Annotated in this window: 22 protein-coding genes; 15 read left to right on the top strand and 7 right to left on the bottom strand. The window is 65.1% G+C overall.

The features are described from left to right. Positions 1-4: 4 nt before the first annotated feature. The 4 genes from J2Y63_RS07730 to J2Y63_RS07745 all read right to left on the bottom strand — a co-directional run bounded on the left by J2Y63_RS07730 (position 5) and on the right by J2Y63_RS07745 (position 4,408). Entirely contained in the window at positions 5-865 is an 861-nt protein-coding gene (locus J2Y63_RS07730; protein WP_256116660.1) for a carbohydrate ABC transporter permease, read from the bottom strand. A 10-nt stretch (positions 866-875) separates the two neighbouring features. Further along, complete coding sequence (locus J2Y63_RS07735) at positions 876-1,775, bottom strand: carbohydrate ABC transporter permease (protein WP_256116659.1); 900 nt, start codon at positions 1,773-1,775, stop codon at positions 876-878. Positions 1,776-1,920: 145 nt separating this feature from the next. Continuing rightward, positions 1,921-3,276 carry an ABC transporter substrate-binding protein gene (locus J2Y63_RS07740; RefSeq protein ID WP_256116657.1) on the bottom strand — a complete coding sequence of 452 codons (1,356 nt, stop codon included), beginning with the start codon at positions 3,274-3,276 and terminating at the stop codon, positions 1,921-1,923. Between the two features lie 52 nt (positions 3,277-3,328). Then, the gene (locus tag J2Y63_RS07745) at positions 3,329-4,408 is read right to left on the bottom strand and encodes an Ldh family oxidoreductase (RefSeq protein WP_435265577.1); all 1,080 of its coding nucleotides are present in this window, start codon (positions 4,406-4,408) and stop codon (positions 3,329-3,331) included. A gap of 120 nt (positions 4,409-4,528) precedes the next feature. On the opposite strand from J2Y63_RS07745, the gene J2Y63_RS07750 reads away from it, so the two are divergent. The 15 genes from J2Y63_RS07750 to J2Y63_RS07820 all read left to right on the top strand — a co-directional run bounded on the left by J2Y63_RS07750 (position 4,529) and on the right by J2Y63_RS07820 (position 18,474). Then, the gene (locus tag J2Y63_RS07750) at positions 4,529-5,239 is read left to right on the top strand and encodes a GntR family transcriptional regulator (RefSeq protein ID WP_435265578.1); all 711 of its coding nucleotides are present in this window, start codon (positions 4,529-4,531) and stop codon (positions 5,237-5,239) included. Between the two features lie 237 nt (positions 5,240-5,476). Further along, a complete protein-coding gene (locus J2Y63_RS07755) occupies positions 5,477-6,247 on the top strand; it encodes an SDR family NAD(P)-dependent oxidoreductase (RefSeq protein WP_435265579.1) in 771 nt (256 codons plus the stop codon). A gap of 32 nt (positions 6,248-6,279) precedes the next feature. Next, positions 6,280-7,374 (top strand): glycerol dehydrogenase, encoded by a 1,095-nt coding sequence (locus J2Y63_RS07760; protein ID WP_435265580.1) that lies wholly within the window; start codon positions 6,280-6,282, stop codon positions 7,372-7,374. Between the two features lie 16 nt (positions 7,375-7,390). Further along, positions 7,391-8,119, top strand: a complete 729-nt coding sequence (locus J2Y63_RS07765) for an SDR family oxidoreductase (RefSeq protein WP_435265581.1) — start codon at positions 7,391-7,393, stop codon at positions 8,117-8,119. 1 nt (position 8,120) lies between these two features. After that, complete coding sequence (locus tag J2Y63_RS07770; RefSeq protein WP_435265582.1) at positions 8,121-8,885, top strand: SDR family oxidoreductase; 765 nt, start codon at positions 8,121-8,123, stop codon at positions 8,883-8,885. Positions 8,886-8,916: 31 nt separating this feature from the next. Continuing rightward, positions 8,917-9,561 (top strand): glucose-6-phosphate isomerase, encoded by a 645-nt coding sequence (locus tag J2Y63_RS07775; RefSeq protein WP_435265583.1) that lies wholly within the window; start codon positions 8,917-8,919, stop codon positions 9,559-9,561. Continuing rightward, positions 9,558-10,211, top strand: coding sequence for a bifunctional 4-hydroxy-2-oxoglutarate aldolase/2-dehydro-3-deoxy-phosphogluconate aldolase (gene eda, locus J2Y63_RS07780; RefSeq protein ID WP_435265584.1), 654 nt, complete (start codon positions 9,558-9,560; stop codon positions 10,209-10,211). The genes J2Y63_RS07775 and eda overlap by 4 nt, the downstream gene beginning before the upstream one ends. Continuing rightward, a complete protein-coding gene (locus tag J2Y63_RS07785) occupies positions 10,208-11,161 on the top strand; it encodes a shikimate dehydrogenase family protein (RefSeq protein WP_435265585.1) in 954 nt (317 codons plus the stop codon). The genes eda and J2Y63_RS07785 overlap by 4 nt, the downstream gene beginning before the upstream one ends. Positions 11,162-11,165: 4 nt before the next feature. Further along, positions 11,166-12,101 carry a phosphoglycerate dehydrogenase gene (locus tag J2Y63_RS07790; protein WP_435265586.1) on the top strand — a complete coding sequence of 312 codons (936 nt, stop codon included), beginning with the start codon at positions 11,166-11,168 and terminating at the stop codon, positions 12,099-12,101. Continuing rightward, positions 12,098-12,958 carry an MBL fold metallo-hydrolase gene (locus J2Y63_RS07795; RefSeq protein WP_435265587.1) on the top strand — a complete coding sequence of 287 codons (861 nt, stop codon included), beginning with the start codon at positions 12,098-12,100 and terminating at the stop codon, positions 12,956-12,958. The genes J2Y63_RS07790 and J2Y63_RS07795 overlap by 4 nt, the downstream gene beginning before the upstream one ends. 13 nt (positions 12,959-12,971) lie before the next feature. Next, the gene (locus J2Y63_RS07800) at positions 12,972-13,865 is read left to right on the top strand and encodes an SIS domain-containing protein (RefSeq protein WP_435265588.1); all 894 of its coding nucleotides are present in this window, start codon (positions 12,972-12,974) and stop codon (positions 13,863-13,865) included. Between the two features lie 2 nt (positions 13,866-13,867). Next, positions 13,868-14,614: a deoxyribose-phosphate aldolase gene (gene deoC / locus J2Y63_RS07805; protein WP_435265589.1), complete on the top strand. Its 747-nt coding sequence runs from the start codon at positions 13,868-13,870 to the stop codon at positions 14,612-14,614. Positions 14,615-14,618: 4 nt separating this feature from the next. After that, complete coding sequence (locus J2Y63_RS07810; protein WP_435265590.1) at positions 14,619-16,166, top strand: xylulokinase; 1,548 nt, start codon at positions 14,619-14,621, stop codon at positions 16,164-16,166. Beyond that, the gene (locus J2Y63_RS07815; protein ID WP_435265591.1) at positions 16,163-17,692 is read left to right on the top strand and encodes a xylulokinase; all 1,530 of its coding nucleotides are present in this window, start codon (positions 16,163-16,165) and stop codon (positions 17,690-17,692) included. The genes J2Y63_RS07810 and J2Y63_RS07815 overlap by 4 nt, the downstream gene beginning before the upstream one ends. A 23-nt stretch (positions 17,693-17,715) precedes the next feature. Next, the gene (locus tag J2Y63_RS07820; RefSeq protein ID WP_435265592.1) at positions 17,716-18,474 is read left to right on the top strand and encodes an SDR family NAD(P)-dependent oxidoreductase; all 759 of its coding nucleotides are present in this window, start codon (positions 17,716-17,718) and stop codon (positions 18,472-18,474) included. A 66-nt stretch (positions 18,475-18,540) separates the two neighbouring features. Here J2Y63_RS07820 and J2Y63_RS07825 read toward each other — a convergent pair whose 3' ends face one another. The 3 genes from J2Y63_RS07825 to J2Y63_RS07835 are packed head-to-tail and all read right to left on the bottom strand — an operon-like array spanning position 18,541 to position 22,137. Beyond that, positions 18,541-19,629 carry a glycerol dehydrogenase gene (locus J2Y63_RS07825; RefSeq protein WP_435265593.1) on the bottom strand — a complete coding sequence of 363 codons (1,089 nt, stop codon included), beginning with the start codon at positions 19,627-19,629 and terminating at the stop codon, positions 18,541-18,543. A 13-nt stretch (positions 19,630-19,642) separates the two neighbouring features. After that, positions 19,643-20,635, bottom strand: coding sequence for an ABC transporter permease (locus J2Y63_RS07830; protein ID WP_435265594.1), 993 nt, complete (start codon positions 20,633-20,635; stop codon positions 19,643-19,645). Continuing rightward, the gene (locus J2Y63_RS07835) at positions 20,632-22,137 is read right to left on the bottom strand and encodes a sugar ABC transporter ATP-binding protein (protein ID WP_435265595.1); all 1,506 of its coding nucleotides are present in this window, start codon (positions 22,135-22,137) and stop codon (positions 20,632-20,634) included. The genes J2Y63_RS07830 and J2Y63_RS07835 overlap by 4 nt, the downstream gene beginning before the upstream one ends. Positions 22,138-22,153 lie beyond the last annotated feature (16 nt).

Raw genomic sequence — 22,153 nt, forward strand, 5'->3', positions numbered from 1 at the left:
GATCTTATCCTCTCACAGCGCCGAAGGTGAGGCCTCGCACCATGTAGCGTTGCATGGCGAGCACGAAGACCAGCATCGGCAGGACGCTGATGGTGGCGGCGGCCGCAACAGGCCCCCAGAGAATGCCTTGCAGCGTAAAGAAGGACTCGACGCCCACGGTGACGGTGCTCGCGGCCTTGCGGGTCAGGATGTAGGCGAACAGGAACTCGTTCCAGCTGAAGATCAGCGTGAAGACGCCGGTGACCGCGATGCCGGGGGCGGCGAGCGGGCAGACGACCTTGGCCAGCACCTTCAGCCGCGACAGGCCGTCGAGGCGGGCAGAATGTTCGAGTTCACGCGGGATATCCTGGAAGAACGACACCAGCAGCCAGATGGCGAAGGGCAGGTTGAACACCGTATAGGAGATGATCAGCGCGCCCGGCTGGTCGAGGCCGATGCCGAGGAACTTGCCGGCGCCCGTCCTGCCGACTTCGCGAAAGATCAGGAAGTAGGGCAGGATGACGGCGATGGCCGGAAACATCTTGGTCGACAGGATGAAGAACAGGATATGGCCGTCGCCAACATTGTAACGCGCAAAGCTGTAGGCGGCGAGCGAGCCGGTGATGACGACGATGATCGTCGAGGCGACGGAGATGAACAGCGTGTTCTTGATGTAGAACAGGAAGTTCTTGTCGTAGATCGCGTGGACGTAATTATCCAGCGTCGGGGTGAACAGGAAGCGCGGCGGCGACACCATGATGGCATCGGCCGGCTTGAACGACGTGATGATCATCCAGGCGATCGGGAACACGATGAAGCCGAGTACGATGACGATCAGGCCGTAGCGGAGCGCTTCCTTCGGGAAGCTTGATTCACGTTGCAGCATGGCGATCTCCTCAGCCTTCGGATGCGCGCGACGAAAATTGGGTGAGCAGCGGGCGAAGCGCGAAGAGGCTCGCGACCAGCATGGCGTAGAGGAAAAAGATCGCCATGGTGGAGGCATAGTCCATCCGGAACAGCTTCAGCCCCGTGCGGTAGAGATAGAAGGTCATGGTTTCGGTCACCGTGCCCGGCCCGCCGCGCGTCAGCACCGCCACCGCGTCGTAGAGGCGCACGCTGTCGATGGTGCGCAGCACGAGGACGAGGAACAGGACCGGCTTCAGCATCGGGAAGGTCAGCGTGCGCAGCACGCGGAAGGTGCTGGCACCATCGAGTTCGGCGGCCTCGAACGGCTCCTTCGGCAGCGCCTGCAAACCGGCAAGCGCGATCAGCGCCACGAACGGCGTCCATTGCCAGACGTCGAACAGGATGACCGACCAGAGCGCGATCGTATAGTCGCCGAGCCAGTTGGGTTCGGGCAGACCGATGAGGCCGAGGAAATAGTTGATCAGGCCGAACTGCGGATCATAGAGATAACGCCAGAACAGGCCCGTCACCGCCGCGGAGGTGGCAAGCGGCAGGATCATCAGGCTGCGGATGACGCCCTTGCCGACGGTCGCGCCGTGGATGAGGAAGGCGATGGCGATGCCCAGCACCATTTCGAGGGTGACGGCCGTCAGCGTGAATTTCAGCGTGACCCAGACGGAACTCCAGAAAGCGCTGTCATGCAGGACCGTCCGGTAGTTGTCGAGGCCGACGAAATCGCCGATGCGGCCGCGCGTCAGGTCCGCGAACCGGAAGGACACGTCGAGCGCATAAGCGAGCGGCAGCAGCGCGAAGACAAGGATGACCAACATCGCAGGCACGACAAGAAGGATCGAGAACCAGCGATCGGACATGGCGGTTGGGCTGGCCACGCCTTTTTCCTGCGACGCCGACACGGATAGCGACTGCGACATCAAACTCCTCCAGAAGAAACTTTTGGGCGGGTAGACCCGCCTTTCAAATCAAACTGCATGGTGGGCGGGTGCCCACCATGCAAAGCTTGGATCGATGCTTCGATCACTTTCCGATCGGGCACGGGCCGCCGCAAATCTTCTCGACTTCGGCAGCGAGCTGTTCGGCCGCCGCGCGGGCGTCGATCTGGCCGGCAGCCGCCGATTGCAGCGGGATCTGCATCGTGTTGTAGATCTTCGCGCCGAAGGGCGTGTCGAACAGGTTCGAGCGGAAGCCCTTCATGGAATCGAAGATCTTCAGCAGCGTCGAGAAGTGGCCGGTCTTCGTGCGGCTTTCCGGCGCGGCGAAGGCCGGGTCGGAGAGCACGCTCATCAGAGTCGACGTACCGCCCGCCTTGGCAAACTCCATCTGCGCGTCATGGCCGCCGATATAGGCGACGAAGTCCATCGCCTCCTGCGGATGGGCGGACGATGCGGAGACGGCGAGCAGGAAGCCGCCGATATAGGCCTTCTTCTCCGGCGCTTCGGCAACGCCCATCTTGGCGCCCGGAACGCTGGTTTCGGTCGTCACGGCATTCGGCCATTGATCGAGGAAGAAGGAATAGGTCTGGGCGATCTGCCCGTCCTTCATCTGGTTCATCACGCCGTCATAGGTGACGGTGAGGGCCGCCGGCGGGGCGAATTTCATCAGCGCCAGATAGTCGTTCATGGCCTTTTCGACCGCGTCGACCGGCACCTTGCCCTCATCCGTCAGCCAGTCCGCGCCCTGCGACCACAGCACGCCGGACATCTCGTCCTGGATTTCCGGGAAGGGACCGGCCATCAGGCCGACGCCATAAAAGTCCTTGGCGAGCGCTTCGCCCTTGAGGTTCTCGCCGGCCTTGCGCGTGAAGAATTCGGCGATATCGCGGTGCTGTGCCCAGGTGGTCGGCACGGCGAGATCGTAGTTGAAGCGCTTCTTGAAGGCTTCCTTCTCGGTCGCATCCTCGAACAGGTCGGCGCGATAGATATAGCCGGCGGTATAGGTGTAGTAGGGCAGACCCCAGACGTCGCCCTTGTACTGCGTCGTGAGGGCTGCGAGCGTCGGCGCCACGTCGTCGAGCTGCGCCTTCTTGTCGGCAAAATAGTCCGTCATCGGCAGAATGAAGCCGTTTTCGGCGAACTCCGCCTTTTCGGAGGTTTCCAGCGTCACGACGTCATAGGCGCCGGTCTGGCCGACCATCTCGATGACCTGCTTGTTGTAGAGCTGCGAGTTGTCGATGTTGACGACATTGACCTTGACGCAGTTCTTCGCCTCGAAGCCCGCGACGAGGTTCGCCATGGCATCGGTGTAGAAGCCGGCGATCGTCGACCAGGTGATTGGCACGCGGTCGGCGTCGACGCATTCCTGCGCCATGGCGACGGGCGCCGTCGAGGTCATCAGCGCTGCGACCAGCAAACCCTTTTTCAGCATGGATTTCATTTCATTCCTCCCGGTTGACGGCCGTGGGCTCCCTGCCCCGGCGCGTGATTGGCTATGCTGCTGTGTTCTCCTTGGAATGTCCGGCCGGTCCGGCCGGGCTCCGCGGCAGTTCCAGGAACGCCGCGGTATCGGGATCGACCGGAATGCCGGCCACGAGACGCTCGGCTTCGACCCGCCATTCGCGGTCGCCGGGCGCCAGGATCTCGCCGCCTTCCTGCGCCGGCGCGCTCCTCAAAGCCGCCAGATAGGCGGCCATGCCGGCATGGAAGACGTCCCGGCCGCCGAAGCGGTCCGGATCGATGGCGAGAAGGAAATGCCCCATCTGGCGCGGCGTCGAATAATCGTCGCCCCCGACCATGGGGATGAAGGCATGATCGAGCGTCATGCCCTGAAGAATGGCCGACAGCAGCGTCGCGACGCCGGCAAGAGCCGCCCCCTTGAAGGCGAAATCCACGCCGCCGAGCGGCAGGAGCGTCTTGCCCGAAGCCGGATCGACGGTCGGCGCGCCGGCCTCATCGACGGCGACACCCTCCGGCAGACGCACGCCGAGCGACTTGTAGAGCAGCAGCCGGTTGAGCGGGATCGACGAGGTCGCCATGTCGAGCAACCACGGCTTTTCACCGCCGCTGGGAGCCGCAAAGGCCAGCGGATTCGTGCCGTGAAAGGCCTCCCGGCCCTGGAAGAGGGCCACGACGCTGTCGGAATTGGTGGTCGCGAAACCGATCAAACCGGCTTCCGCGGCGACCCGCGCATAGGCACCGGCCGCACCGAAATGCGAGGAATTGATGACGCCGACCGCACCGATGCCGCTGTCGCGCGCCAGCCCGATCGCCGTGTCCATCGCGACATAGGCCGCATGGTGGCCGAGCGCATTGTCGCCATCGACGATCGCCGTCGCAGCCGCCGTCTTGCGGACCGTGATGTTCGGCGTTCCATTGACCCGCCCGCCGCGCAGGACCTTGTCGTAATGGACCACCAGCCGCACGCCGTGACTGTCGACCCCGATGCGCGAGGCATGCATCAACGCCTGCACCGCGGCAGCGGCGGATGCATCGCACGCGCCGGCGTTGCGCAGCGCAGTTTCGACTCGCGCTTGGAGCAAATCGGGGGCAACTAGAGTCTGGACGGACATATCGGACCCAACCTAGGAGATTGCAGACGACGAGAATTGGCGTATCATATCTAATATCTCAGTGTAAATAGTTGAGGGCTCGGCGAATCTGCGTCGGCCCCTGCAAGGAAGGGAGCCCCTATGAATACACTCGACCGCGGTCCGTCGCTGACCGACCTGGCGGCCCAGGAAATACGCAACCGCATCGTGCGCGGCGTGTTCCAGCTCGGCGAACCGCTCTCCGAAATCGCGCTCGCCACCGAGCTCGGCGTCTCCAAGACGCCCGTGCGCGAGGCGCTGATGGTGCTGAAGCGCCAGGGTCTCATCGAGGTGCATCCGCAGCGCGGCTCGTTCGTCTTCGACATGGATGCAAATCAGGTCCGCAAGCTTTCGGAACTGCGCGAGGTCCTGGAACTCGCCGCCCTCCGCATGGCGCTTGCGACCGATCGCCGGGCGCTCGCCAAGCAATGGGCCGACATCGTCAAGAAGATGCGCAAGTCGCTCGACGCCAATGACGCGGAGCTCTACCGCACGCTCGACGGCGGCTTCCACCGCGTGCTCTTCGAGTTGGCCGACAACGCCTATCTCATGGAGGCCTACGAGCTGATCGCCTTCCGGGTGCAGGCTCTGCGCAACCGCCTGTCGCTCGCCCCCTCGCTCAACGCCACCTCGTTCGAGGAGCATGTGCGGCTGGCGGAACTGGTGGCGGCCGGCGACGACCAGGCCATCGTGGACCTCATGGGCAGCCACATCGAGGCGACGCGCGAACATTATCTGGCTGCGGTGACGGCGCGGGAGGCGGAAGCCGCCGTGGCGCCGGCCAAAGGACGGCGCCGAACGACGCGCCGCTGACACATCGCCACCCACGTCGCCCGACCGAAAACGGTAGCGCGGCTGAACGCCCATTTTGCTGTCCTCCCGTAGCTTAGCTACATTTTATCGAAATCATGGCGCGAATTATGTCTCGCCTGCCTTTGATTTCGGTAAATTCCATCCCTGAGACATAGATTTTCGGATTGACACTCGATTGTCAAGGTAGCTAAACTACATTTTTAGAGGCGCCAAGGAGGGCGCTACCGGGAGGGGATCGTGTACGCTGAGCTTTTCAGATTGGATGGTCGTGTCGCGCTGGTGACGGGCGGCAGTCGAGGCATAGGGCTTGCCTGCGCCGAGGCGCTCGGGGAGGCCGGCGCACGCATCGCCATCTCCGCGCGCTCTCGCGACGAGGGTGAAAAGGCGGTGCGGCACCTGGCCGGCAAGAGCATCGAAGCGCTCTACCTGCCCGCCGATATTTCCAGCGAGAGCACCGCCCAGGCGGTCGTGAAGCAGGCGGCCGCCAAGCTTGGCGGGCTTGATATCCTCGTCAACAATGCCGGCATCGCGCGCCATGGCGACAGCCTCGACGTCAAGCCAGAGACCTGGGACGAGGTGATCAACACCAACCTCACCGGCCTCTTCTGGTGCTGCCGGGCGGCCATCGAGACGATGGTTGCGGCGGGGCGGGGCTCGATCGTCAATATCGGCTCGATCTCCGGCTATATCAGCAATCTTCCGCAGAACCAGGTCGCGTACAATGCCAGCAAGGCCGGCGTGCATATGCTGACCAAGTCGCTGGCCGGCGAGTTCGCCAAGAACAACATCCGCATCAATGCGGTGGCGCCCGGCTATATCGAAACCGCTATGACGCAGGGCGGACTGGACGACCCGGAATGGTCGAAGATCTGGCTCGGCATGACGCCGCTGGGCCGCACCGGCAAGCCGAGCGAAGTGGCGGCCGCCGTGCTCTACCTCGCCTCCGATGCCGCCAGCTACGTCACCGGCTCGGTGCTCACCATCGACGGCGGCTACACCATCCACTGACCTTCACAGCAAAGAAATACGGGAGCAATTGAATGGCACGCGCATTCGGCGGTCCGAACAAATATATCCAGCGCGCAGGCGAGATCGACAAGCTGGCGAGCTACCTGGCACCGCTCGGCAAACGTGCCCTCGTACTGATCGACCGCGTGCTGTTCGACACGCTCAGCGAGCGCATCGGCAAGAGCGCGGGCGACGCCCTCGACATCCGCTTCGAGCGGTTCGGCGGCGAATGCTGCACCTCCGAAATCGAGCGTGTGCGGTCAATTGCCATCGAGCATGGCAGCGACGTGCTCGTCGGCGTTGGCGGCGGCAAGACGGCGGATACCGCCAAGATCGTCGCCATCGACACCGGTGCGCGCATCGTCATCGCACCGACCATCGCCTCGACCGATGCACCCTGCAGCGCGATTGCCGTGCGCTATTCGGAACATGGGGTCTATGAGGATTCCCTCCGCCTGCCGCGCAATCCGGATGTCGTCGTCGTCGATTCCGCGCTGGTCGCGGCCGCCCCCGCGCGCTTCCTCGTCGCCGGCATCGGTGACGCGCTTTCGACCTGGTTCGAGGCCCGCTCCAACATCGAATCGCGCACGAACAATTATGTCGCCGGCGGCTTTCCGACCACGGAGGCTGGCATGGCAATCGCCGGGCATTGCCACAGCGTGCTGGTGCGCGATGCCGTCAAGGCGAAGATCTCCGTCGAGGCCGGGCTGCTGACCCAGGCGGTGGAAAACATCATCGAGGCGAACACGCTCTTGTCGGGCCTCGGCTTCGAGAATTGCGGCTGCTCGGCTGCGCACGGCATCCATGACGGGCTGACGGTGCTCGAAGAAATCCACGGCTATTTCCACGGCGAAAAGGTCGCCTTCGGCACGCTCTGCCTGCTGATGCTGGAAAACCGCGATCATGCCGAAATCGAGGCGATGATCCGCTTCTGCCGTAGCGTCGGCCTGCCGACGAAGCTTTCCGACCTCGGCGTCGTCGAAGACGTGCCCGCCAAGATCGAGCGCGTGGCGGAGGCCGCATGCCGGCCGGGAAACATCATCTATGCGACGCCCGTCACCATCACGGTGCCTGCGGTTCGCGATGCGATCCTGGCGTTCGACGCTTTTTCGCGCAGCATCGCTTGACCGCGGGAGGTAAGCCATGACTGACAGAAAACCCCTCGTCATAATCACCGGCGCCAGCGCCGGCATCGGCCAGGAAACCGCCCGCGTCTTTTCGGCCGCCGGTTATCCGCTGCTTCTCATCGCCCGTCGCCCCGAGCTGATCGAGGCGATGGGGCTTCCCGATACGCTGGCCGTCAACGCCGATGTGCGAGACCATGCGGCGCTGGTCGCGGCGATCGCCGAGGGCGAGGCAAAGTTCGGCCCGGTCGACTGCCTGATCAACAATGCCGGCATCTCCCGCCTCGCGCGTCTCGACGAGCAGGACCCGGAACAATGGCGCGACCTTATTGATATCAACTGCCTCGGCGTGCTGAACGGCATGCATGCGGTGGCCCCCGGCATGAAGGAGCGCCGCCACGGCACGATCATCAACGTCTCGTCGATTGCCGGCCGAAAAGTCTACCCACATCATGACGTCTACGGCGGCACCAAACACTTCGTACATGCCGTGAGCGAGGGCATGCGCCAGACCATGTCGGCCCACCGGGTGCGCGTTATGGTCATCTCGCCGGGCGTCGCCAAGTCGGAGATCGACAAGACCATCACCCACCAGAATGCCTACGAATTCTGGGACAACGGCCGCAAGCAGCTGGATGGCGGTCTCGACGTCAACGACATCGCGCGCACCATGCTCTTTGCCTACCAGCTGCCGCAGGATGTCAATCTCCAGGAGATGACGATCACCCATACAGGCCAGGAATTCTGACATGACGGATATCCCTTCCTTCGACGACCTGCTGGATTTCAGTGGCAAGACCGTGGTGGTTACGGGTGCGGCGACCGGCATCGGGCGGGCGATTACCGAAGCCTTCGCGGAGAAGAAGGCGCGCGTCGCGCTGCTCGACCGCGATCCCTCCGTTGCCGATGTTGCCGCCTCGCTCGGCGCCCAGCACATCGCCCATATCGTGGACGTGACGGACGAGCCGGGCGTCGAGCGCGCCGTTCAAGCGGTGACCGAGGCCTTCGGCCGCATCGACATTCTCGTCAACAATGCCGGCATCGGGCCGCTGGCGCCGGCAGAAAGCTATCCGACGGCGGAATGGGACCGCACGCTTGCCATCAACCTCAAGGGCTCCTTCCTGATGGCGCGCGCGGTTGCGCCCGGCATGCTGGAGCGCAAGGCCGGCCGCATCGTCAACATGGCCTCGCAGGCCGCCATCATCGGCATCGAGGGCCATGTCGCCTATTGCGCCAGCAAGGCGGGCATTGTCGGCATGACGAATTGCATGGCGCTGGAATGGGGACCGCGCGGCGTCACCGTCAACGCGCTCTCGCCGACCGTGGTGGAGACCGAACTCGGGCTCACCGGCTGGGCCGGCGAAAAGGGCGAGCGCGCCCGCGCCGCCATCCCGACGCGGCGCTTCGCCAAGCCGTGGGAGATCGCCGCCTCGGTGCTCTACCTCGCCAGCGGTGCGGCCGCGATGGTGAACGGCGCAAACCTGATGATCGACGGCGGCTACACCATCGTTTGATCGAAAAATTGACAGAGACGAGGACCCAGTTTTGACACAGCTATTCGAGCCCGTCGGGTGCAAGATCGACCTTCAGACCGGCGCCATGAGCGATGCCACGGGCGATTACCAGAAACGTTTCCGCGACCTTGAGGGTCTCTATGAGGATGCGGATGCCTTCTCCGCCATGCAGGCCGAGTGGAACGACACGGTCGTCTATGAAGTCTCGGAGTTCCGGCCGAACGAGCGGTCCGGCGATCTCATCTTCGGCGTCACCCGCATGCTGCCCGGCAAGGTGGGAAGCGAGTATTTCGTCACCCGCGGCCATATCCACCGGCAGGCCGACCGGCCGGAAATCTATTACGGCCAGAAGGGCCGCGGCCTCATGTTGATGGAATCCCCGGAAGGCGAGATCCGCATCGTCGAAATCGACGCCCAGACCGTCTGCTACGTGCCGCCCTACTGGATCCATCGCTCCGTCAATGTTGGCAACGAGGAGCTGGTGATGTTGTTCTGCTACCCCGCCGATTCCGGACAGGACTATGACTGCATCGCCAAGGCCGGCGGCATGCGCGCCCGCATCATCGACGACGGCAAGGGCGGCTGGAAACAGGTCGACAATGCCGGCTGGCGGATGCGGGACGCGGCGACGATCGCCGCCCTCTATGGCCATCAGGAGAAGGAAGAAACCGCATGAGTGCTCCATTCGATCAGGCAGCCAAGCTCGGCGTCGTTCCGGTCATCGCCATCGAGCACGCCTCCGACGCCGTCGCGCTGGCAGACGCGCTTCTCGAAGGCGGTCTGCCGCTTGCCGAGATCACCTTCCGCACCGAGGCGGCCGCCGAAGTCATCGCCATCATGGCCGACAAACGCCCGGAACTGCTGGTCGGCGCCGGCACGATCCTGACGCCGGAAGCGCTCGACGCGGCGATCAGCGCCGGCGCCCGCTTCGGCCTTGCGCCCGGTTTCGATGCCGAGATCGTCGTGGCGGCGAACGGCAAGGGCTTTCCCTTTGCGCCCGGTATCATGACGCCCTCCGACCTGACCGCCGTCACCCGCCACAGCCTGAAGCTCGCAAAATTCTTTCCGGCGAAAGCGGCCGGCGGTCCCGCCATGCTGGAGGCGATCAGCGCGCCCTTCGCGCATCTCGGCACCCGCTTCGTGCCGACCGGCGGCGTCAGCCTCGACAACATGCACGAATGGCTGAAGCTCGGCGCGGTGGCAGCCGTCGGCGGAACCTGGATCGCGACGAAAGCGGACATCGGCGAAGGCCGCTGGGCCGATATCACGGCGAAGGCGCGCGCGGCGGTGGCAAGGGCCAAAGAGGCACGCGAGGCGAACCGATGAGCCGCTATCAACCCGCGACCCAGCCGACCTTCTACTTCATTGGCGTGACGACGGCGAAAAGCTCGATCATGCGGGTCTTTCCCGCCTGGGCGCGCCATCTCGGGCTGAAGGATGCGGTGCTCAAAGGCATCGACTTTCCGCTGCACGCTGATCCCGCGGCCTATCGCGAGGCCGTCGCCTTCATCAGGACGGACCCGCTGTCGCTCGGCGCGCTGGTCACCACCCACAAGATCGACCTGTTTAATGCGGCGCGCGACATGTTCGACGTGATCGATCCGCATGCGCTGCTCATGCATGAGACGAGCTGCCTTTCGAAGCGCGACGGCAAGCTGATCTGCCATGCCAAGGACCCCATTTCCTCGGGCCTGGCGATCGACGGTTTCGTGCCGGAAGGCCATTTTGCCAATACCGGCGCGGAAGTGCTCTCCATGGGCGCCGGCGGCTCCACCATCGCGATCACCTGGCACCTCATGCAGGCAAGCCGCGGCGCCGACATGCCGTCCCGTATCGTCGTCACCAACCGGTCGCAGCCGCGTCTCGACGAGTTGCGGCGCATTCACCAGGACATGAACGCCCGCGTTAAGATCGACTACGTGCTGGCCGACCGGCCGGAGCTGAACGATGCCGCCATGGCCGCGCTGAAGCCGGGCTCGCTCGTCATCAACGCCACCGGCCTCGGCAAGGACGCGCCCGGCTCGCCGATCACCGATGCGGGTATTTTCCCCGAGCGAGCAATGGCCTGGGACCTAAACTACCGCGGCGACCTCGTCTTTCTCGACCAGGCACGGCGCCAGCAGGCGGCGCGCGGGTTGCAGGTCGAGGACGGCTGGACCTATTTCCTGCATGGCTGGACGCAGGTCATCGCCGAAGTCTTCGATATCGACATCCCGACCTCCGGCCCGTCCTTCGACGAGATTTCGCGCATCGCCATCGAAGCGGCAAAGGGGTGATGCGGTGAAGCGTATTCTCGTCACGCCCCGTTCGCTCTCGCTCGATCCGCCGCCGGAACTCGGACCGCTTCGTGATGCCGGTTTCGACCTCGTGTTCCCGACGCCCGGCCGCATGCCGGATGAGGCCGAACTGCTCGACCTCGTGCCCGGCTGCGTCGGCTGGCTCGCCGGCGTCGAACCCGTCTCCGAGCGGGTCATCGCCGCTGCCGACAGCCTGCGCGCAATCAGCCGCAACGGCACCGGCATCGACAACCTGCCTCTGTCACTGCTGAAGGGCCGCGGTATCCGCGTGCTCAAGGCCGAGGGTGCCAATGCTGTCGGCGTGGCGGAGCTTGCGATGGGGCTCATCCTCGCCTCCCTCCGCCACATCCCCACCGAGACGGCCGGTATCCGGGCCGGCGGCTGGCCGCGTTCGCGCGGCAAGGAAATCGCAGAACGCACCGTCGGCATCATCGGCTGCGGCGCCATCGGCAAGCGCGTCGCACGCGCCGTCTCGTCGATGCGGGCCAACGTCGTCGCGCACGATCCCTTCCGCCCGAATGTCGAAGTCTATGGGCCGTTCAAATGGGCAAGCCTGGATGAGGTTTTTGCGGAAGCGGACATCGTCTCGCTGCATTGCCCCGCGCCCGCCGACGGCCGGCCGATCGTCGATGCGGCCCGTCTCGCGATCATGCCGCCCAACGCCATCCTCATCAACACCGCCCGCGCGACGCTGGTGGACGAGGATGCCGTGCGCGCTGCACTCGACGAGGGCCGGTTGCAGACCTATGCCACCGACGTCTTCGTCGAGGAACCGCCCGCCCCCGGCTCGCTTGCCAGCCATCCCCGCGTCATCGCCACCAGCCATATCGGCGGACTGACCGACGAGAGCGTCAGCAAGGCGACGACGATCGCCGTGGAAAACCTGCTCGCCGCGCTGGTCAGGGAGGACGCCGCATGACGTCGCTCTTGCCCGTGCCATTTTCGGAAACGCTCGCCGCGCGGCTCTCTACGCCGCCGGCCGGCGACGTCCGGCTCTACTGGCTCGGGCAGGCCGGCTTCGTCATCGCGACCAGCCGCTATCGCATCGTCATCGATCCCTACCTTTCCGACAGCCTTGCGCAGAAATACCAGGGCAAGCGCTTCGAGCACGACCGCCTGATGGCCGCCCCCATCGAGCCGTCCGAAATCGGCCCGGTCGATCTCGTGCTGGTGACGCATCACCATACCGACCATATGGACCAGCAGACACTGACGCCGATCGCCGAGGCCAATCCGGATTGCCGCTTCGTCGTGCCGCGCGCCGCGATCGCGGCTGCGCAAGAACGCATCGGCGTCGGACCGGAGCGTCTGATCGCGGTGGATGCCGGCGAGCGTATCGAGCCGCTGCCCGGCCTCTCCATCACCGCCGTCCGCGCCGCGCACGAGACGTTGGAGCGTTCGTCGGAGGGCTGGCACAAATTTCTGGGCTACGTGGTCGAGAGCGATGGCGTTCGCTTCTACCACTCCGGCGATACGATCCCCTTCGAAGGGCTCGTCGACGAGGTCGCGCCCTTCAAGGTCGATCTCGCGCTGCTGCCGGTCAATGGCCGCCGGCCTGAGCTCACGCAAGCCGGCATCGCCGGCAATCTGACGCTGGACGAAGCCTGTATGCTCTCGGACCAGATCGGCGCGGCGGACATGATCGCCCATCACTACGGCATGTTCGCCTTCAACACCGAGGACCCTGCGACGATCGATGCCAAATCGGCGGCGGCTGATTGCAGGGCGCGGCTCCATCGGGCAAAGCTGTCGGTTGAATACCGATTGTCTAAGTGAACCGGGGGTCTCCATGTCAACCAGCGCGCTCCAGCCCAAACCGATTGGCGGCAACAATAACAACATATTGGAGGTCATCCGCATGAAGCGCGGAGAGCTCCGCAAATCGGATCGCAAGGTGGCCGAACTCGTGCTCGCCGATCCGAAGCGCGTTATCAACGCGACCATCGCGGAGGCCGCCGAATGGGCGGAGGTCAGCCAGCCGACGGTCATCCGCTTCTGCGCCTCCGTCGGCTGCCAGGGCTACCAGGATTTCAAGCTGCGCCTCGCGCAAAGCCTGGCGCTCGGCGTGTCCGCGACCCATTCGGTCATCGACGGTAACGATACGCCGGCCCAGGTCTCGGAAAAAATCTTCGACTACACGATCACCAGCCTCGACTGGGTGCGCAACCATCTCGATCCGGTAAAAGTCGGCCAGGTCGTCGATATGCTCGCCAAGGCGAACCGCATCGACTTCTTCGGCTTCGGTGCATCGGGCATCGTTGCCCGCGATGCCCAGCAGAAATTCCCGCTGTTCGGCGTGCCCTGCGGCGCGGAGACGGACGCGCACCAGCAGATCATGGTCGTCTCCATGCTGAAACCGGGCGACGTCGCCGTCGTCATCTCCAATACGGGGGCGACGCTCGCCATCATCGAGACCGCACGCCGGGCACGAGAGAACGGCTGCCAGATCATCGGCATCGTCGGCGCGGATGGGCCGCTCGTCGAGTTCTGCGATCTCGTGCTGAAGGTCGAGACGCTGGAAAACACCAATATCTACACACCCACGATCTCCCGCATCGCCGCGCTGACGGTGATCGACATCCTGTCCACCAGCGTGGCGCTGCGCCGCGGCGCCGAACATGTCGAACTCTTCACCGGCATGAAGCGCAACCTCCGCTACCTACGAATGAGCAACGAGACATAGAGATGCACAACACCCGCCACCGCTCCCCGACGCCGGCATCGCTCTCGCCCCGCGAGCTGGCCGCCCTGATCGATATCAGCGCCGTCCAGGCCTTCCATACCGAGGCGGACGTGCGGGAGCTGGCGGACATCGCCGTGGCCGAAGGGTTCATCGCCGCCCATGTGCTGCCGAATTTCGTGCCGCTGCTGCGCAGCCTCGTGCCTACGGGCGGGCTGACGCTCGTCGGTGGCCCGGTCGGCTTCCCGTCCGGCGGGCATACGACCCGCACCAAGGTCGCGGAGGCCACGGAACTTGCCGCAAACGGCGCGCAGGAACTCGACATGATGATCAATGTCGGCCGCCTCAAATCCGGCGATCTCGACTATGTGCGCAGCGATATGCGCGCCGTGGTGGAAGCAATTGCGCCCGTGCCGCTGAAGGTCATCCTCGAACTCGCACATCTGACGGACGACGAAATCCGCACCGCCTCAGCCATTGTCGCCGAGAGCGGCGCCGCCTTCGTCAAGACCGGCACCGGCTGGACGCCGAGCGCCACGACACCGGAAAAGCTGAAGCTCATCATCGATACCGTGGATGGCGCAGTGGAAGTGAAAGCCTCGGGCGGCATTCGCTCGCTGGAAAGCATTGCCGCCATGGTGCGCCTCGGCGTCACCCGCTTTGGTATCAACACAAAGGTCGCGGTCGATCTGGTGCGCGAGTGCGCGGCCCTGCCCGGCGGCCGCCTCGACGTAACCGGCATGGCGGGGTGAGACCATGGCCGATACCGTTGCGGCATTCGACCTCGGCACCGGGGGCGTCAAGGCGGCGATCTTCCGTCCGGATGGCAACTGCATTGCGGAAGAGGTCGTGTCCTACAAGACGTTCTACCCCTCGTCCTCGCACCACGAGCAGCGCCCAGAGGACTGGTGGGATGCCATTTGCGCGAGCCTGAAGACGCTGCTCGGCAATCCCGCGGTGGATGCCGCTTCCATCCGCGCCATCGCCATTTCCGGCCACAGCCTCGGCTGCATTCCGCTCGATGAGAACGGCGCCCTGTTGCAGGAGTTCGTGCCGCTCTGGTCGGACGGCCGCGCCGTTGCAGAAGCGGAGGACTTCTTCACGCGCGTCGATCCGGACGCCTGGTATCGCAAGACCGGCAACGGCTTTCCGGCCCCGCTCTACACCGTGTTCAAGGCGATCTGGCTGCGCCGAAACGCGCCCGATATCTTCGCCCGGACAAGAACGATCATCGGCACCAAGGACTATATCAACCTGCGGCTGACCGGCCGCATCGCCACCGACCCGTCCTATGCCTCGGGCACCGGCGTCTATGATCTGAAGGCCGGACGCTATGCGCCGGAGCTGATCGAAGCGGCGGGGCTCAGCCCGGACCTCTTCCCGGCAATCGTCGCCTCTACCGAGATTCTCGGCGAGGTCCTGCCCGATGTCGCGAAGCAACTCGGCCTGCCGACGGGCGTCAAGGTGGTCGCGGGTGGTGTGGACAACAGCTGCATGGCGCTGGGCGGCCGCACCTTCCTGGAGGGCGACGCCTATGCCTCGATGGGCTCGTCGAGCTGGATCACCGTCTCCTCTTCCGAGCCGCTGCTGGATGACCGCGTGCGCCCCTTCGTCTTCGCCCATGTGGCGCCGGGCATGTTCATTTCGGCGACCTCGATCTTCTCCTCCGGCACCAGTGTCAACTGGGTGACCGACACGCTGCTGCCGGACGTCAAACAGGCGGCCAAAACAGCCGGTCTGGACTTGCACGACGAACTGTTCCGCCTCGCCGGCGAAGCGCCCGCCGGCGCACGCGGCCTGATCTTCGTGCCCACGCTCGGCGGCGGCACGAGCTTCGAAGGCGGGCCTGCTGTGCGCGGTGGCTTCATCGGGCTGGACCTGCAACACGGCCGCGCCGACATATTGCGCGCGGCGCTGGAGGGCGTGGCGCTCGGCCTGCGCGTCGCGCTCGACGAGTTGCGCCGCATGACTGCCATCGGCTCGGAAATGATCATCGTGGGCGGCGGTGCGCGCAGCGCCTTCTGGCGGCAGGTCTTTTCCGACGTCTTCGATTGCACGATCATCAAGACGAAGATCGACCAACAGGCGGCCGCACTCGGCGCAGCAGCCTTGGCGTTCGTCGGAATGGGGCTCTGGACGGATTTCCTGCCGATCCGCGAATTGCATGTCGCGGAAGGCCGCAGCGAACCCGCGGCAGAAACGCGCGCCGTCTACCAGGCGGCGCTTGTCGCCTATCGCCAGGCCGCCGAGCAACAGCAGGCATTGTCGGGCGCACTCGCCGCGCTCAGGGAGGTTGCATCGTGACCGGGGAGCTCTTTCTCGCCATCGACGTCGGCACCGGCAGCGTGCGGGCCGCGCTTATCGACACCACGGGCCGAATCGTCGAGATCGCGGCGCGCGAGCACGACCAGATCGTTCCGCAGTTCGGCTGGGCCGAGCAGCGCCCGCTCGACTGGTGGGAGGGCGCCTGCATTGCGGTGCGCGCCGTGCTGGACAAGAGCGAAGGCGCGCGCGAGCGCATCTCCATCGTCGCCATCTGCGGCCAGATGCACGGCCTCGTGCTGCTCGACGATGCGGGGCACCTGACCCGCGATACCGCGCCGCTCTGGAACGACAAGCGCACGCTCAATCTTGTGCGAAAATTCGAGGCCGAGAACGCGCCCGAAAGCTATCTCGGCGAAAGCGGTAATACGCCAACGCCCGCCTGGCCGGGCTTCAAGCTGCAATGGGTGCGCGATGCCGACCCTGCGGCCTACAAGCGCAGCGCCGTCGCCATCATGCCGAAGGACTACATCAACTTCCGGCTGACCGGCGAAATCGCCATGGATACCGGCGACGCCTCGTGCAGCTTCCTGATGAACCCCGAGACGGTCGCCTGGTCGCCGGTGATGATCGAGCGCATGGGGCTCGATGCCCGCCTCCTGCCGCCGATCCGCAATCCGCTCGACATCATCGGCCACGTCACGGAGGAAGCAGCGCTAGCAACGGGGCTTGCCGCCGGCACGCCCGTCATGGTCGGCGGGGCGGATTATCCGATGGCGCTGCTCGGATCGGGCGCCTGCCGGCCCGGCCTCGGCTCGGACAGCACCGGCACCGGCGCGATTGTCACGATGATCGCCGAAAAGCCGCTGCTCGATTCTGAAATCTCCAACGTCGCGACGATCGAGGGCAACTGGGCGCCCTTCGTGCTGCTCGAAACCGGTGGCGACGGCATGCGTTGGGCGCGCCGCGCCTTCCATGATGGCGCGTTGAGCTACAGCGATATCGTCGAGCGGGCCGAAAAAGCACCGCCCGGTTCCGAGGCACTGCTGTTCATGCCCTTCCTGACCGGCGAGCGTCTCGGCCAACACCGCAACGCGCGCGCGCAGTTCTTCGGGCTTGGCGCGGTGCACGGCATGGAGCACCTGCACCGGGCGATCCTCGAAGGCATCGCCTTTGCCATGGCCCGCCATATCCGCATCATGGAGGCGAGCTCCGGCAAACGGCTGGAGCGCATGATCGCCGCCGGCGGCGGGGCACGCACAAAACTCTGGCTGAAGATCAAGGCGAGCGTCTTCGACACGCCGGTGCTCGTGCCGCAGGAGCCGGAATGCGGCCTCGTCGGCTGCGCGGCAATGGCCGCGACCGCGACGGGCCGTTTCTCGCGGCCGGAGGATGCGGCGGAAGCCTATGTCCGTTACGCCGATGAAATCGCGCCCGATCCCGCATGGGTAGAGGTTTACAGCCATGTCCAGCCGGTTTTCGACCGGCTCTACCATCACAGCAAGGCGCTCTACGACGACATGGACGCGCTTGCCGCCCAGATCCGCCCGGCCGGCGATCGGCCCTGAACCATCACTTTGAGGAGGACTTCATGAAGGACATCATCAACACGTTTCGCCCGGACCTGTTTGCCGGCAAGGACATCCTGGTCACCGGCGGTTCGTCCGGCATCGGCCTTGCCATCGCCCAGGGTTTTGCCCGGCTCGGCGGTTCGGTCGTGGCACTCGGCAGTTCGGAGACGAAGCTGAAGGCCGCCGCCGCCGACCCGGAGAACAAGGGCATCCGCTTCGAGCGCGTCGACGTGCGCGACCCGGAGGCGATCCAGGCCTTCGCGAAGACGCTTTCCAAGCTCGACGTTCTCGTCAACGGCGCGGGCATTGCCCGTCCCGAAGCCGAGTTCGAGGATGACACCTATATGGAGGTGATGGATGTCAACCTGAACAGCCAGATGCGCTTCGCCATGGCCGTGCTGCCGCTGCTCAAGGCCTCGAAGGGCGTCATCCTCAACACGGCTTCCATGCTCAGCTATGTCAGCGATCCGCTCGTGCCGGCCTATGGCGCCAGCAAATCGGGCGTGCTCGGCCTCACCCGCCATCTCGCCCATGCTTTCGGCCCCGACGGCATCCGCGTCAACGCGATCTCGCCCGGCTACCACAAGACCGACATGACCAAGGGTCTGTGGACCGACCCGGTGCCGGCCGAAAAGATCGCCCAGCGTTCGGCGCTGAAGCGCTGGGGCACGGTGGACGACCTCGTCGGCACCGCACTCTTCCTCGCCTCCCCCGCCGCCGTCTTCATCACCGGCGCGGATCTGCCGGTCGACGGCGGCTTCGTGGTCGGCGGTTTCTAAAGCGCCAAATAAGAAACCCCGGCCTCTCGGCCGGGGTTTCGGTTTAGTTTGCAGTATGGAAGCTGCTCAGGTCGCCCGCCCGAGTGCGTCGGCAGCGAGGATGGCCGCTTCGATCTCCTGCACGCCCACCGGCGCACGAGTTGCGTGCGTGATGTTGCCTTTGACGGCGGCTTCGGCGACCTTGCGCACCTTAGCTGGCACATCCTCGGTGATGTTCAGGTCCGCCAGCGTCGTCGGCAGGCCGAGGGTGCGGCAGAAGCGGAGCGTCTCGTCGATCTCGCTTTGCGGACGGTTTTCCAGCACGAGCAGGCAGAGCACGCCGAAGGCGACCTTCTCGCCGTGCAGGAGGCCGTGGATTTCCGGCAGCACGGTCAGCGCATCGTGGATGCCGTGCGCGGCGGAGACGCCGCAATTCTCGAAGCCAAGACCGGAGAGCAGCGTGTTCGCCTCGATGATATCCTCGACGGCCTGCGTAATAACGCCGGCTTCCGCCGCAAGCTTGGCCTTCACCGCCTGCTCCATGATCACCGCATGGCATTCGCGGGCGATGGCGATGGCAGCGCGGGTGGCCGGAAAGCCGCCGGAAATGTAGTTGAACGTGCCGGCGTCGATATTGGCGCGCGCCTCGTACCAGGTGGAGAGCGCATCCCCCATTCCGGCAACAAGGAAGCGTACGGGTGCCGCGACGATGACTTCCGGATCGACCAGCACCAGATCGGGATTGCGCGGCAGGTTATGCGCCTCCTGCAAGACGCCCTCATCGGAATAGACGACCACCACGGCGCTCGTCGGGGCATCGGTGGAGGCGATGGTGGGCACGGCCAGCATGCGCGCATTCGTCCGGTGGGCGGCCATCTTGGCCGTGTCGAGCGTCTTGCCGCCGCCAATGCCGACGACGACATCCGCGCCGTGTTCGGCGGCAATCGCCGTCACGCGGGCAATCTCGCGGTCGCTGCACTCGCCGCCGAATTTTTCGAAGCGGGCGCCGAAGCCCTCCTTCAAGCTCGCACCGAGCGTTTCGGCGTAACGCTCGAAGAGGAAGGCGTCGATGAGCACGAGCGGCTTGCGGCCAAGTGGCGCCAGGTGTTCGCCGAGGCGCGCGATTTCACCGCGGCGCTGGATGTAGCGGCTGGGGCTGCCGAAGGAACGGGACATGTTGTTCTCCGATTTAGCGCCGTGAGCGGGCGGTGACGTACTGGATGAGCATCGCCAGGATGATGATCAGTCCGAGATAGACGTTCTGGTGGTAGCCCGGCACGCCCGCAAGGTTCATGATGTTGGTGATGATGCCGAGGATCAGCGCGCCGAGCAGCGTGTTGAACATGTTGCCACGCCCGCCCATCAGGCTCGCCCCGCCGATGACCACGGCTGCGATGACATCAAGCTCCGCGCCAACGCCGACCTGCGGCGTGCCGATGCCCGTGCGCCCGGCCGCCACGATGCCCGCGACCGCCGCCAGCGCGCCGCTGATGACATAGACCGAAAGCACGTAGCGCTCGACCGGCACGCCGGAGAGCCGCACGGCCTCCTCATTGGAGCCGATGGCGGTGACGATGCGGCCGAAGCTCGTATAGGTCAAAACCGCGGCGCCGATGGCGTAGATGAGCAGCATCAGGATGGCCGGCTGCGGGATGCCGAGGAAGAAGCCGCTGCCGAAATCGACCAGCGACGCGCCGGGCTCTCCCATGGTGATCGGCCGGCCGGCGCTGACGATCAGCGAAATGCCGCGGGCGATCGCCATCATGGCAAGCGAGATGACGAAGGACGGCAGCCGCATATAGGCGACGAAGAAGCCGGTGACCACGCCGCAGGCCGCGCCGGTCGCGATGACGAGCAGGATCGCCAGCGGCACGCTGAACCCCTGCGCGGCGATGAGATGGGCGCAGAGCACCGAGCCGACGGCGGCAATCGAGCCGACAGAAAGGTCGATGCCGCGCGTCAGCACGACGAAGAGCATGCCGACGGCCATGATGCCGGCACCGGAGGCGACCTGGCGCACGACGTTCATCAGGTTGCGCTCTGTCAGGAACGCATCGGACCAGAGCGACGCGACGATCACCAGCACCAGGAAGATGCCGAGCGTGCCGTAGTGGCGGACCGCCTCCAGAATGCGGGGCGTAAGCGGCGACGGCGCGGCGGCGCTTGCGGGTGTAGTGGTCATAGGCTTGCCTCATCTCTGTTCCTGGCCGACTGGGTCATTGCCAGCGTCAAAAGCTGCTGCTCAGTGAACGCGCCTTCGGCAAGTTCACCGACGATGGCGCCTTCCGCCATCACGAGAATGCGGTCGCAAATGCCGAACAGCTCCTGGTGTTCGGACGAAATGACGAGAACCGCCTTGCCGGCTTTGGCCAGGTCGTTGATCAAATTGTAGATTTCGCTTTTTGCGCCGACATCGACGCCGCGCGTCGGCTCGTCGAGGATGAGCAGGTCGCAATCGGCATGGAACCACTTGGCGAGCGCCACCTTCTGCTGGTTGCCGCCCGAAAGGCTGGAGACCGGCGCATCGACGCTCGATGCCTTGAGGCGCATCTCGGCGCCGAGCGCTGTGGCAACCTGCCGTTCCTTGGCGACGTTCAGGATGCCGAAACGGGTGATGCTGCGGATCTTCGCGAGCGTCGTGTTGATGCGGATCGGCGCATCGAGGATGACGCCGTGTTCCTTGCGGTCTTCCGGAACGAGGCCGATCTGGGCGCGCACGGCATCGCGCGGCGAGGAAAGGTGCAGCGGCTTGCCGTTGAGCTCGACGGTGCCGGAATCCATCCTGTCGGCACCGAAGACGAGGCGCGCGACCTCCGTGCGGCCCGAGCCGACGAGCCCGCCGAGACCGACGACCTCGCCCGCGCGGACGGAAAAGCTGACATCGCGGACCTTGCGGCCGCGGGTGACATTGCGCAAGTCGACGACCACCTTGCCGGGCACACGTCCGTCTTTCGGCGGAAACAGCGCGGACATCTGGCGGCCGACCATGCGGGCGATCACTGCGTCGACATCGGTGGCGGCCGTCTCCAGCGTCTCGACATGCGAGCCGTCCTTCATCACCGTGATGCGGTCGGAAAGGTCGAAGACCTCGTTCAGGCGATGGGAAATATAGACGACGCCGGTGCCGCCGGCGCGCAGCTCACGGATGATCGCGAGCAGCCGCTCGGCATCGCTGTTGGCGAGCACGGCGGTCGGCTCGTCGAAGACGATGATGCGCGCCTTGTTGGACAGCGCCTTGGCGATCTCGACCACCTGCTGGTGGGCGACCGTCAGACGGCCGGCCTGCACGGCGGGATCGATGGCAAAGCCGAGGCGATCGAGGATATCGCGTGCCGCCTTGCGCAGCGCGCCGTGATTGACGAAACCCGGCAGGCGCCCGAGAAAGATGTTTTCGGCCACCGTCAGGTCCGGCGCCAGCGCCAGCTCCTGATGGATCACGGACACGCCGCGGCTCGTCGCATCGCGCGGGCCGGACAGTGCGACCATCTCACCGTAAAGGCTGACCGTGCCCGAAGTCGGGGGCGTCTCGCCGCCGAGCACGCGCATCAGCGTGGATTTGCCCGCGCCGTTTTCGCCGACAAGCGCATGCACTTCGCCGGCCTTCAGGTCGAAATCCACACCCTTCAGCGCCTGCACGCCGGCATAGTTCTTCCGGATACCGGATAGACTGACAAGTTCTGTCATTGGGCTCCCAAAAGGA

The sequence above is a fragment of the Shinella sp. BE166 genome (genome assembly GCF_051201095.1).
GTDB classification, from domain to species: domain Bacteria; phylum Pseudomonadota; class Alphaproteobacteria; order Rhizobiales; family Rhizobiaceae; genus Shinella; species Shinella lacus.

Bases quoted from the DNA above. Each gene is read 5' to 3' on its own strand.
- J2Y63_RS07785 (WP_435265585.1), top strand. From the start codon at position 10,208: ATGAGCCGCTATCAACCCGCGACCCAGCCGACCTTCTACTTCATTGGC.
- J2Y63_RS07835 (WP_435265595.1), bottom strand. From the start codon at position 22,137: ATGACAGAACTTGTCAGTCTATCCGGTATCCGGAAGAACTATGCCGGC.
- J2Y63_RS07765 (WP_435265581.1), top strand. From the start codon at position 7,391: ATGACTGACAGAAAACCCCTCGTCATAATCACCGGCGCCAGCGCCGGC.
- J2Y63_RS07750 (WP_435265578.1), top strand. From the start codon at position 4,529: ATGAATACACTCGACCGCGGTCCGTCGCTGACCGACCTGGCGGCCCAG.
- J2Y63_RS07820 (WP_435265592.1), top strand. From the start codon at position 17,716: ATGAAGGACATCATCAACACGTTTCGCCCGGACCTGTTTGCCGGCAAG.
- J2Y63_RS07770 (WP_435265582.1), top strand. From the start codon at position 8,121: ATGACGGATATCCCTTCCTTCGACGACCTGCTGGATTTCAGTGGCAAG.
- eda (WP_435265584.1), top strand. From the start codon at position 9,558: ATGAGTGCTCCATTCGATCAGGCAGCCAAGCTCGGCGTCGTTCCGGTC.
- deoC (WP_435265589.1), top strand. From the start codon at position 13,868: ATGCACAACACCCGCCACCGCTCCCCGACGCCGGCATCGCTCTCGCCC.
- J2Y63_RS07825 (WP_435265593.1), bottom strand. From the start codon at position 19,629: ATGTCCCGTTCCTTCGGCAGCCCCAGCCGCTACATCCAGCGCCGCGGT.
- J2Y63_RS07740 (WP_256116657.1), bottom strand. From the start codon at position 3,276: ATGAAATCCATGCTGAAAAAGGGTTTGCTGGTCGCAGCGCTGATGACC.
- J2Y63_RS07800 (WP_435265588.1), top strand. From the start codon at position 12,972: ATGTCAACCAGCGCGCTCCAGCCCAAACCGATTGGCGGCAACAATAAC.
- J2Y63_RS07795 (WP_435265587.1), top strand. From the start codon at position 12,098: ATGACGTCGCTCTTGCCCGTGCCATTTTCGGAAACGCTCGCCGCGCGG.
- J2Y63_RS07760 (WP_435265580.1), top strand. From the start codon at position 6,280: ATGGCACGCGCATTCGGCGGTCCGAACAAATATATCCAGCGCGCAGGC.
- J2Y63_RS07730 (WP_256116660.1), bottom strand. From the start codon at position 865: ATGCTGCAACGTGAATCAAGCTTCCCGAAGGAAGCGCTCCGCTACGGC.
- J2Y63_RS07745 (WP_435265577.1), bottom strand. From the start codon at position 4,408: ATGTCCGTCCAGACTCTAGTTGCCCCCGATTTGCTCCAAGCGCGAGTC.
- J2Y63_RS07810 (WP_435265590.1), top strand. From the start codon at position 14,619: ATGGCCGATACCGTTGCGGCATTCGACCTCGGCACCGGGGGCGTCAAG.
- J2Y63_RS07830 (WP_435265594.1), bottom strand. From the start codon at position 20,635: ATGACCACTACACCCGCAAGCGCCGCCGCGCCGTCGCCGCTTACGCCC.